The 11,323-nt window shown below is 47.9% G+C and carries 10 protein-coding genes; 4 read left to right on the forward strand and 6 right to left on the reverse strand.

The genetic code is table 11. The features are described 5' to 3' along the window. The 4 genes from NZ772_05575 to NZ772_05590 form a co-directional block, all read left to right on the forward strand. Window positions 1-754: insulinase family protein (locus NZ772_05575; GenBank protein ID MCS6813028.1), on the forward strand; the 754-nt coding region annotated here is incomplete at its 5' end. 462 nt (window positions 755-1,216) lie between these two features. Beyond that, the gene (locus NZ772_05580; GenBank protein MCS6813029.1) at window positions 1,217-1,690 is read left to right on the forward strand and encodes a phycobilisome protein; all 474 of its coding nucleotides are present in this window, start codon (window positions 1,217-1,219) and stop codon (window positions 1,688-1,690) included. A 33-nt stretch (window positions 1,691-1,723) separates the two neighbouring features. Then, a complete protein-coding gene (locus NZ772_05585; GenBank protein MCS6813030.1) occupies window positions 1,724-2,449 on the forward strand; it encodes a phycobilisome rod-core linker polypeptide in 726 nt (241 codons plus the stop codon). Between the two features lie 93 nt (window positions 2,450-2,542). After that, the gene (locus NZ772_05590; protein ID MCS6813031.1) at window positions 2,543-3,508 is read left to right on the forward strand and encodes an acetamidase/formamidase family protein; all 966 of its coding nucleotides are present in this window, start codon (window positions 2,543-2,545) and stop codon (window positions 3,506-3,508) included. 33 nt (window positions 3,509-3,541) lie between these two features. Here the strand turns inward: NZ772_05590 and NZ772_05595 are convergent, their stop codons facing one another. The 6 genes from NZ772_05595 to NZ772_05620 all read right to left on the reverse strand — a co-directional run. Next, complete coding sequence (locus NZ772_05595) at window positions 3,542-3,928, reverse strand: hypothetical protein (protein MCS6813032.1); 387 nt, start codon at window positions 3,926-3,928, stop codon at window positions 3,542-3,544. After that, window positions 3,921-4,565, reverse strand: coding sequence for a DedA family protein (locus tag NZ772_05600; protein MCS6813033.1), 645 nt, complete (start codon window positions 4,563-4,565; stop codon window positions 3,921-3,923). The genes NZ772_05595 and NZ772_05600 overlap by 8 nt, the downstream gene beginning before the upstream one ends. Before the next feature lie 92 nt (window positions 4,566-4,657). Then, window positions 4,658-5,365, reverse strand: a complete 708-nt coding sequence (locus NZ772_05605; GenBank protein ID MCS6813034.1) for an L-threonylcarbamoyladenylate synthase — start codon at window positions 5,363-5,365, stop codon at window positions 4,658-4,660. 71 nt (window positions 5,366-5,436) lie between these two features. Beyond that, the gene (locus tag NZ772_05610) at window positions 5,437-6,795 is read right to left on the reverse strand and encodes a hybrid sensor histidine kinase/response regulator (protein ID MCS6813035.1); all 1,359 of its coding nucleotides are present in this window, start codon (window positions 6,793-6,795) and stop codon (window positions 5,437-5,439) included. A 220-nt stretch (window positions 6,796-7,015) separates the two neighbouring features. After that, window positions 7,016-8,818 (reverse strand): EAL domain-containing protein, encoded by a 1,803-nt coding sequence (locus NZ772_05615; protein MCS6813036.1) that lies wholly within the window; start codon window positions 8,816-8,818, stop codon window positions 7,016-7,018. Between the two features lie 22 nt (window positions 8,819-8,840). Beyond that, window positions 8,841-11,323 (reverse strand): ATP-binding protein (locus tag NZ772_05620; protein MCS6813037.1); only part of this gene is annotated, 2,483 nt, incomplete at its 5' end.

Consider the following 11,323-nt stretch of genomic DNA (forward strand, 5'->3'; position numbering starts at 1 on the left):
GATAGTCCAAGCTCAAATTCAAGCCATTTTTGGTAACTGGACACCTAGTTCCAGTCCAGATGCTAGAGCTAAAGGCCAGGTAAATCAGCCTGATCAGCTACCCGTTGTTACCCAAGCTACACCAGGTGGAGTTTTCTTTATTGATCAGCCCCAACTCACCCAAAGCTATGTGCTGATCGGACATTTGGGCGGCATGAGCAACAGTCCAGATTACCCAGCCTTAAGTGTGATGAACAATGTGCTGAACGGCTATGGAGGGAGGCTATTCAATGAATTACGATCGCGGCAGGGGTTGGCCTACTCAGTATTTGCCTATTGGGATGCAGAGTTTGACTATCCTGGTGTGTTTATAGCCAATGGACAAACCCGCAGTGAAACTACTGTGCCGTTTATTCAGAGATTAATCGCAGAGCTAGAGCGCCTACGACGCAGCCGGATTACACCTCAAGAGTTAGCCTATGCAAAGGACTCTACCCTAAATTCGTTTGTCTTTAAATTTCAATCTCCGTCTCAAACCCTATCTCGGCTATTGCGCTACGAATATTATGGGTATCCAGCCGATTTTCTAACTCGATATCGCCGTGGTGTTGAAGCAACAACCATTGTCGATGTGGAGCGGGTGGCTCGTTTTTACCTAAAACCTGAAAACTTTGTGACCTTAGTTGTAGGCAATGGCCGTGAAATTCAACCCCCACTAACAGTGTTGGCACCCAACGATCGCATCACACAGCTTGACATCACAATTCCCGACTAACCTACTGACAAGTCTAGATAGAGCATTGTTAAAAGGTTAACCATAGTAGCAGTGATAGTATCTTTTAGGGATTGTCGGTACTGATTGTGAAGTTTCATATCAGCATTGTGGCCTGTGATAGACCCCAGGGAAAATTACTACTAGGCGCTTAGATCCATACTTTGATTCGCTACTGAATGCTGATCAGGAGTGCAATTACTACGTGTATACACCTGAAAATCTCATCTAGAGCGAGCCTTCGCCTGCCAAAGTGGATGGAAATTCCAGCCAGTGCGCACTTGGTATGGAAGCTCAAGGGTTGCTACTGCTCAGCTACCGTACAGGACATCATTACATTAACGATCGTAACAATTAATTTCAGTAAGAGTCTGCTCTCCCCAAAAGCAGCCTCGCAAGTGTAGCGTACAATCTGTAACAATTGTTCGCCATTAACCATTGTTCACACTTAGAAGTTGAAGGATTATGCATACTCTCAATCACACCCTAGAAGATGCTTTGCTAGAGGCAGATGGTCGTTACTTAAGCGTTTCTGAACTCTCGTCCCTAGAGCGCTATGTTCACAGTTATGCGGCTCGCCTCAATACTTATCAGCAGTTACGCGACCAATCAGAAACCTTGATTAAACATGCGTTACGTCAACTTGCCCAAGAATACCCTGAGTTGATTCGACAGCATGGGCAGCGTTGCATCTATGACATGACTGAGGTGGTACGCTACATTGCCTTGTCTATCTTGCGCGACGATGAAATCTTCTTCAAAGAGCAAATGATGTCATGGCTCGACACCATCCTTACAGCTCATCGCAAAACAACTCAATGCACTAAGGCGTATCAGTATCTACAAGCTGCTATTGTTGACAAACTACCAGCTACTACGAGCAGTTTAGTGCGTCCGTTTTTAGAGATTGTCATTAATACCTTGCAATCCCATGCATAACTTCTTACCCATCATTTCTATGAGGCATGACCCATGAACACTACTCAACCTATTACTGTTAGTCGTCGTTCTAGCTTAGAAGAGCGACAAGCTGCCCTAACGCAGATCTATCGCCAAGTGCTCGAGCGCCAACCCTATGCCTATGAGCGCAAAGCGCTTGCCCAAATAGAAAAAGACTTCCTGCGCGACAAGATTGGCGTGCGCCGATTTCTCAAAGAACTAGGGCATTCTGAGGTCTATCTCAACGCCTTCTACCACACATCGTCTAATTTGAAGTTTCTTGAACTCTGCTTCAAGCATTTTATGGGGCGAGCACTTGCCGATGAAGATGAGATGAAGTTTTACTGCAACTTATTGATGACTAGAGGGGTAAATGGTCTGGTGACTGCCATTTTAGACTCTGAGGAATATCGTAAGGTGTTTGGCTGCTTCACCGTGCCCTATGCGCGCACAGAGACCTACTATGCATCGCCAAAGGCGTATCTAGAGAATGAGTCTCTTACCCACGAGTATATTGGCCAACGGGGTTGGGTTGTGCCCACAATGATCTGGCACCATCTGGGTTTAAATTGTGATGCTGGGGTTTGTCGTCACCCTGAGGCCGATGAGGTGTTGGATCCACCTCTATCAGAGGATATCGATCGCCTAGAACAGGAGCTAATCGCTATGATTCAAACAGCGGATGCTAGCCGTGCCCGGACTGTGTTGTCATCATTGTCGCCTGCTCAACGGCGACTCTTGCGGCAAGCCATTCGCTAACAACCTCTCACTAGCTGTAACCATCGTGGCATTCTCTCCCCCTTGCGCTTGGGTATGATGAGCCAATCATCTACCCAAGTTTTTTGGCAGCTTATGGCAAACCACAGTCTCAAAGCCACTCTGGATACTGTGCATGTAGGGGGGTTTTCTCCTGACCTGCTGCCAGTGTTAACTGTGCAATCGGGCGATCGTATCCACGTCGAGACCTATACAGGCTTCTATCTTGCCCAGGATGCGCCGCCAGAATTTGTCACCCCTGAACTGCTAGCTATTTGTCGTCACTTACCTTCAGAAAAAATCGTGGGGCCTGGTCCCCATTTGCTCACTGGGCCGATTTGGGTTGACCAAGCCGAGCCTGGAGATGTACTGGAGATTCGTCTGGAATCTATTACTCCCCGGTTATCAATGGGGTTTAATGCCATTCGGCGGGGATGGGGAGCCTTGCCCAACACATTTACTGAGCCAGCCTTACGATTTATTCCCTTAGATTTACACCGGGGTGTGGCTGAGTTTCCACCTGGTAAAGACATTTACATACCATTGCGTCCCTTTTTTGGCATTTTGGCAGTAGCACCAACAACCGTACATTCATCCGTACCACCAGGCAACTTTGGGGGCAATCTTGATAATCGACAGTTGCAGGCGGGAGCACGCCTGTTTTTGCCAGTACAAGTGCCGGGGGCACTGTTTTCTATTGGGGACGGTCATGCTGCTCAAGGAGACGGGGAAGTGGATGTGACGGCGATCGAAGTGTCGATGAATGGATCCATTCAACTGATTCTTCACAAAGACCTGTCGGTTCAGTCCCCCATAGCCGAAACTCCAACAGATTGGATTGTCATGGGCTACGGCACTACGCTAGATACAGCCTTTGAAGATGCATTGCAAAAGATGATTGATTGGCTTAGCCAACGAGTACCATTGTCTCCAGAGGAAGCCTATGTACTGTGCAGTCTAGCTGTGAATTTTCACGTCACCCAAGTGGTGAACAGTCCCCAAAAGGGAATCCATGCTCTGTTGCCAAAATCCATTTTGCCTAGCCATCTGGTTATGCTATAGGCAATAGCTATCGACTTATGCTATAGGCAATAGCTATCGACAGACCCACTTCCACAAGGGATGGCTAGGCCCCTGCTTACGAATGCGAAGTACCTGCTGCTCAAACCGCTGCCGCTCGCTCCGAGGCAGTCCCCAAAGAATGTTGCGACTTTGCCAAACCAGCACAGCAACCGTCATGCCAATGCACAGGGAAATACCAACGGCTGCCACAGGCTGATAGGCTAGGGCGTAGCGTAAAGCTGCCCAAGTAAAGTATTGATACATTAGAACAATATCATCACGCAATAGCCACAGACTATAGCTGCCTACGGTTAGCCACAGGATGCTAACTACTACCCAGCGCGTATAGACTGTTAACCGCTGAAGACGCTGGACTTGATGCTGTAACAGATTATCAGTTCCAGATTCAAGGTTACTCATGGGGATGCTGACGAGATGATTTTTGCGATCGCTGGCGCTGGTGCAACACCAGCCAGCCAACAAAGGCTACAACCAAGATGCCCAATACTATTTTGGAAACAGGGCCTAGATATTTGTCTACTAGCTCGTAGTTGTCTCCTAACAAATAGCCCGCATAGGTGAGCAATGTCGTCCAAACAACAGTACCAATTGTGGAATACAACAAAAAGGGCAGGAATGCCATGTGATGAATGCCTGCTGGAATGGAAATCAATGTGCGCACGCCAGGCACCAACCGACAGAACAATACCGTTTTGTAACCATGCTTATGGAACCAACGGGCAGCATTTTGAATATCGTCACCAGAGAGTCCAATCCATTTAGGCAGACGATTGCACCACTGAATCAGGCGTTCTTCGCCCATGATGTTGCCAGCATAATACCAAGGGAGTGCCCCGACGACTGTACCCACCACCCCGGCCACGATCGCTGGAAGCATTTGCATTTTTCCCTGAGCTACCGTGAACCCTGCCAAGGGCATGATCAGCTCTGAGGGAATCGGTGGAAACAGATTTTCTAAAAACATCAACAGGCCAATGCCGACATAGCCCAGTTGGTTCATTAGAGTAACAATCTGGTTAGCAATCCACTCCGACATGCTTACACTTCCTCTGTAATGGGCACTCTAATCATAAGTTGAATCATCACCCCTTGCCATCAGCATCCCTAGGAAACCTACAAGGCTAACCTTTAGGAATCTGTGTCTAGCGCTAGCCAGTCAGCCACAGCTTCCCATCCCATCCCTTTGCGCACTACGATCGGCTCTGTCGCTGTCAAATCTAAAATTGTAGAGACTTGGTATCCTGGTTCAAGGCCATCATCCACAATGATATCGACAATGTTGTGTAAGCAGTCAAACAGTTCCGCCTTAGTTGGCCCGTGCCCAGAGGTAACAATTGGTAACGGACAGGCATTGCGCTGTTGACCGGTCATTTGGGCAGCATCCTCATCACTCAGCAGGTGAGCAGAGCTAGAGACGATCGGGTTTCCCAAGGTTTCCAGCAGTGCCCAACAGATGCGATGATTGGGTACTCGAATGCCAGTTGTACGTCGTTGGGGATTCATCACTAATTTGGGCACCAGTTTGGTAGCAGGGAGCAAAAAGGTGTAAGGGCCAGGAATAAGTCGGCGCATCAGGCGATAGGCATCATCTTCTACAACCGCATAGGCAGCAATATTCGAGAGGGATGGACAGAGGAATGTCAGGGGCTTGTCATTGGAAAGTTGCTTAATTTGGCGGACACGATCGATTGCCTTTTTGGCATTCAAATCACACCCGATCGCATATACCGTATCCGTAGGGTACAGCATTACAGCCCCATCGCGTAAATTGCGGCAAACCTTCTCGACCTGCCGTGATTGCGGATTTTGAGGATGAATGGTCACAATGGTAGCCATGAGAAAAGGCTAGGAGATGAGGGCTAGAGAATTGCCTGCAACCGTAACATACTCTTGTTGAGCCATGACGTTCACAGGTGCGGCAAGTTGATGGGAATTTCAACAATAAATTCGGTGTATTGTCCAGGAACTGACTCGTAAGTAAGGGTACCCTTATGCCGTTCTACCACGATTTGATAACTCGTTGACAGGCCCAACCCTACGCCTTGACTAGCGGGTTTAGTGGTAAAGAATGGATCAAATAGCCGCGATTTCACATCCTCTGAGATGCCGATGCCATTGTCTCTAATGCGAATTCGTACTGTGGTGTCACTGACCTGTTCGGTGATTACCCAAATCTGGGGCCGCTGCTGATTAGTCAGTCCTTGTTGACAAGCACGCTCGATCGCTTCGATCGCATTGTTGATTAAATTCAAAAACACTTGGTTGATCTGACTAGCGTAGCAGGTAACTAGTGGTAACTCTCCGTAGGACTTAGTAATAGCAATAGCCGGACGATCGCCCTCACCCAGCAATCGATGGTGCAATACTAGCAGCACGCTATCAATGCCCTCGTGCAAGCTAACAGGTTTAATATCCGACTCACCCAGACGAGAAAAAATACGCAGCGCTAAGATCACATTGCGGATACGATCCACCCCCGTCTGTAGAGATGCCATCAGCTTTTGCACATCAGACATCAGAAACTCAAGATCTATATCTTGAATAGCCTGCTGAATTTGTGGGCTGGGCTGGGGATATTCTTGTTGGTACAGCTTAACTAAGTTCACTAAGCTCTGTACATACTCATTAGCAGGCTGCAAGTTACCAGCAATAAAACTGATGGGATTATTGATTTCATGGGCAACACCAGCAACCAGTTGTCCGACGCTTGCCATTTTTTCTCGTTGGACTAGCTGCGCTTGGGTCTGTTGCAATTCCTCCAATGTAGCTTGCAATTGGACATTTTGCTGCTGGAGCCGAGTCTGTAATGCCCGAATAGTAAGGTGGGTTTGCACCCGCGCTAGCACTTCTTCTGTTTGAAAGGGTTTGGTCACATAGTCAACAGCACCCGCATGAAAGGCTTTGACTTTATCGAGAACATCATCCATTGCGCTTAGAAAAATTACCGGCACTGAGCGAGTATTTTCATGGGTTTTCAGGCGCCGGCAAACCTCATAGCCATTCATTCCTGGCATGTTGATATCTAACAAAATTAAGTCAGGAGGCAAGGTAACAGCAGATGTCAGTGCCATTTGACCACTCACTGCCATTCGCACTCGGTGACCATGCTGTTTGAGCACTGAAGACAATAGCCGGATGTTGTCAGTAACATCATCAACAATTAGGATATCGCCACTGATTAATGGATAGAAGTTCTCTACATCAGGTGATGGCTCTGAAACAGCCAACTGGTGAGGCAAATTCTGGCTAGACGTGGAATTAGACATGATGAATTAGGCTGACACACGATATTTGAAGCGCCGCAACAGTGACTAGATTCTAACGACTAAAGCAACGATTTACAAATTGCAGACTACACACAGGCTCATGACTTCGGTTTAACTATAGGGATAGTAGCTGAGGAAAGCAACAATTCTCGTACCTTTTATTGCCTTTTATAGGGGTTAATGGCAGCACTTCGGCGCTATAGCCTTCCCCAGGCAAGATTTATATTGTTCTCCTGGCTTGGGCAACATGGCCTACTTGGTCGGGTGCGATCGGCGGAGAAAACAAAAATCCCTGACCATAGGGGCATTGCAGGGCTTGAAGCTGTGTTCGTTGTTGCTGCGTTTCAATACCTTCAGCCACCACAGTCATATTCATGGCTTGGGCAATCTCAATAATCAGAGGCACTAGTCCTAAGGTATTAGGGTTACCATCTAGGCGTTGAACGAACAGGCGATCAATCTTCAATGTATCCACAGGAAAGGACTGCAAATAACTCAAGGACGAGTAACCTGTACCAAAGTCGTCAATACTGACGGCAATGTGGCGCTCTCGCAGTTGCATGAGCACATCAGCGGCTACTTGAGGGTTGTGTATAAGTGCACTTTCTGTGAGTTCTATATTTAAGCAATGGGGTGCTAATCCAGTGTCTGTGAGAATACTATCAATATGTTTTACAAAGCCGCGTTGAGCTAGCTGTTGAGCTGCCAAGTTGATGCTGATGGTGGCCTGGGGAGACATAATACCTTGACATTGCCATTGGCGGAATTGCTGACAGGCTTCGCGCATGACCCAGTTGCCAATTGCCTGAATTAGACCTGTATCTTCGGCAATAGGAATAAATGCACCTGGCATCAGCAGACCCCGTTGAGGGTGTTGCCAGCGCACTAGAGCCTCAAAACCTACAATTTCACCTGTAGCCAAGGCAACAATTGGCTGATAGTGCACCACAAATTCTTGCTGTTGCAGCGCCCGATGCAGGTCTGTTTCCAGAGTGAGGCGCTCTAGCATAGCAGCGTGCATAGCCGGATCAAAAACTCGATAATTGCCACGACCAGACGCTTTGGCAGCATACATGGCTGTATCAGCATCTCGAATTAAATCATCTGGCTTGCTATAGCTGGAGTGCCCAGTAACAATGCCAATACTAGCGCTGACATAGACTTCGTGGCGTTTGAGGTGAAATGGGTTGGTGAGCGACTCTTGCAGTTGGTGGGCAAAGCGAACAGCCGTCATACAGTCGGTATTGTTTAGCAATATGGCAAACTCATCACCCCCTAGACGAGCTAGGATATGGTTTTTGCTCAAAAGAGATCGAAGGCGATGGGCGATCGCAATCAGCAATTCATCCCCAACTAGATGGCCTAGGGAATCATTCACCAGCTTGAAATGGTCAAAATCAAGAAACAACAACACAAATGGACAGGCTGGGTCTACTTTGAGGGCATTCAACGATCGTTCTAGGTGCTCTATAAACAGCGATCGATTCGCTAAGCCAGTTAAGCTATCATGCATTGCCATATCTAGCAATTGAGCATTGGCGATTTCCAGTTGCTGGGTGCGCTCCTTTACCCGTGCTTCTAGCTGAGCATTCAACTCTTGAATTTCACGGGTTGCTGCCTTCAGTGTGAGGTGATTTGCAACGCGGATCAAAACTTCTTCCACATGAAATGGTTTAGTAATATAGTCCACACCACCAACTTGAAATCCCTTCACCACATCAACCGGGCTGCCGAGAGCGCTTAAAAAAATCACAGGAATATCAGCCGTTGTTGGTTCAGCTTTTAGTTGTTGACAAATGCTATAGCCGTCAACATCTGGCATCATCACATCCAATAGAATTAAATCAGGCAGGCTGGTATGAATTGCTGTCATGGCCATGTGGCCATTCAAGGCTTGCCGCACGTTGTAGCCTTCTTTGCGTAGCATTGTTGATAACAGGCGTAGGTTTTGTACTGTGTCATCAACAATGAGAATGTCACCCCTCAGTTTAGTTGTGGTAGACTGCTGCTCCTTGATCGTCATAATCCTCTTGTTTACTGTTGATCTATGGCGTTGTTTGGGCAAGGGCTTGTTCTGCTAGAGACTGAATGCGATCGAACCGAAAATTCTCAACCAACTCGCTCAACCCACGCGCAATCTGAGATTGTTCAGGTGGTACTTGTTCAATTAGTTGCAGCACTGAAACATCGCTGCACAGCACGGCTGCATGGCGCAAGTTATCGAGCCAGTCTGAGGGCATAGTGGTCAAACACTGAGCTGTAAGTGGACGATCGTTATCACTGTCAGAGATTACACCGTTACCTAGCACAGCCGATTTTGATGGGTCTGTACTTGCCTCTGCATACTCATAAACTATCCCCAAGTGGTGGCTCAGCTTTTCCAACAACTCGCAAGCCTGGAACGGTTTACGCACAAAATCATCGCAACCTGCGGATAAAATCGCTCGGCGTTGCTCTTCAAAGGCGCTAGCTGTAAGGGCAATGATCACCGTGTCATGGCTAGTAGCCGCAGCTTTAATGTACCGTGTCGCTTCATAGCCATCCAACACAGGCATGTGCATATCCATCAAAATCACATGGGGTTGCCAATCTCGCCAAATATCCAGCGCAACTTGGCCATTTTCAGCTTCTTTGATTTCAAAGCCCAGCGGGCTGAGTAACCGCACTAGCAGCAGCCGGTTCGTAGGAATATCTTCTGCAATGAGAATGCGATAGGTCGGTTGACCTGGAGCTAGCCCTATGACTTGGCGCTGATCGTAGCGAGTTGTAGCAACTAGCGCCGCATTGGCCAACGTTGCCTGAATATCAAAAGCAAACAGACTACCCTGCCCCACCTGACTAGTAACTGTAATCTCACCACCCATCAACCGCACAAAGGTTTGGCTAATCGGTAGCCCTAAACCTGTGCCTTCAGAAGCTTTTATGCCCGTGCGAGTTTGAGTAAAAGCCTCAAACAGCCTAGCCATTTCCTCTGGTGCAATACCAGCACCCGTATCTTCCACTTCAAAGTGCAGGGTAACAGGTTGGGAAGCGGTCTCATCACTATCTAAATTGACTCTGTTTGGAGCTAGGTTGGCTCCGTTTTGGGCAACGCGAACCCGCATCGTCACTTGGCCCTGGCTGGTAAATTTAATGGCATTGCTAAGCAGATTTAGCAACACTTGCCGTAATTTACTTTCGTCAGAGCAAATGTATTGCGGCACATCAGCAGCCCGATCAAAGGTCAAGGTCAACCGCTTCGCTGTTGCCCGTAGACTCAGCATCTCCTCTAGGTCATCCAAGAGTGCATAAAGGTCAAACTCGCTTTCATTCAGGCTTGTGCGCCCAGCTTCAATCTTCGACATTTCTAAAATGTCATTGATTAGTTTCAGCAGGTGCTCTCCACTGCGATTGATGATATCTGTGTATTGCTGGTGCTCAGGTGAAAGGGTAGAGTCTTTAGCCATCAATTGTGCGAAGCCTAAAATGGCATTCAGTGGTGTGCGGAGTTCATGGCTCATATTTGCCAAAAACTCACTCTTGGCACGGTTAGCAGCATCAGCTGCTTCCTTCGCCTGTCGCAAGTCTTCAGCTTGCTGTTGAGTTTGCGCTAACAGTTCTGCCTGCTGCACTGCAACCCCCAGTTGGTTACTAGTCTGGGTTACAATCTTGATTACTGACTCCCTCCACTGGCGTGGCCCAGAATTTTGGTAGACTGCCAGCAGCCCCCACAGATATTGACCCCAAAAAATAGGCACTGTAACGTAAGCTCGTGCTTGCAATAGTTCCAGCAGTTCTAGGTAGCAATCATCAAAACCAGCAGCGTAAATGTCAGTTACACAGCGGTAGCTGCCACTCTCGGTGTAGAAACCTCCTTGAGTTTCTTGTAAATAGGTGTCTTGGATGACGATTTCGTCTCCAGACAAGGTTTTGACAATACAGTCAGCATTTTCAACTGCCGATTGCAAAAGTTTAAGCTGTTCTGGTTTCGGGGGAATAACCACCTGCCAGCCAGGAGCAACCGATTCGTATACTACTTCGCCGCTCCAGTCTGGCTTAAAGCGGTAAACCAATACCCGATCGCACTGAATAACATGACGCAGTTCGTCGGTTGTGCTAGCAAAAATTGTCTTCAGGTCAAGGGTCTGGCGCATCTGCTGGGTAATGCGGGCGATCGCTCGTTCCCGTTCTGCCGCCTTTTGCAAGGTGATTTCTGCTTGCTTCTGGTCGTTGATATCGGTACTAGTACCAAACCAACGCATAATCTGCCCAGTTTCATCTTGCATGGGTAGTGCCCGGGCAATATGCCAGCGGTAAACCTGATCAGATGCTCGCCGCAACCGCAACTCTGTTTCAAACTGGCTATGGGTAACTATTGCCCGCTCCCAGTTTTCGTTGTAAGTCACTAAATCTTCAGGATGTATAAACTGCTGCCAACTCCGATCTAATAGTTGTGCTGAGCCAAAGTAGTCGATTGCCCGTTGGTTAACGTAGTCCAAACGGCCATCAGGTGTCGCTGTCCACACATGCTGGGGAATTGATTCTGCCA

This window comes from Cyanobacteriota bacterium (assembly GCA_025054735.1).
Classification (GTDB): Bacteria; Cyanobacteriota; Cyanobacteriia; order SKYG9; family SKYG9; genus SKYG9.

Bases quoted from the DNA above. Each gene is read 5' to 3' on its own strand.
- NZ772_05580 (MCS6813029.1), top strand. From the start codon at position 1,217: ATGCATACTCTCAATCACACCCTAGAAGATGCTTTGCTAGAGGCAGAT.
- NZ772_05585 (MCS6813030.1), top strand. From the start codon at position 1,724: ATGAACACTACTCAACCTATTACTGTTAGTCGTCGTTCTAGCTTAGAA.
- NZ772_05590 (MCS6813031.1), top strand. From the start codon at position 2,543: ATGGCAAACCACAGTCTCAAAGCCACTCTGGATACTGTGCATGTAGGG.
- NZ772_05595 (MCS6813032.1), bottom strand. From the start codon at position 3,928: ATGAGTAACCTTGAATCTGGAACTGATAATCTGTTACAGCATCAAGTC.
- NZ772_05600 (MCS6813033.1), bottom strand. From the start codon at position 4,565: ATGTCGGAGTGGATTGCTAACCAGATTGTTACTCTAATGAACCAACTG.
- NZ772_05605 (MCS6813034.1), bottom strand. From the start codon at position 5,365: ATGGCTACCATTGTGACCATTCATCCTCAAAATCCGCAATCACGGCAG.
- NZ772_05610 (MCS6813035.1), bottom strand. From the start codon at position 6,795: ATGTCTAATTCCACGTCTAGCCAGAATTTGCCTCACCAGTTGGCTGTT.
- NZ772_05615 (MCS6813036.1), bottom strand. From the start codon at position 8,818: ATGACGATCAAGGAGCAGCAGTCTACCACAACTAAACTGAGGGGTGAC.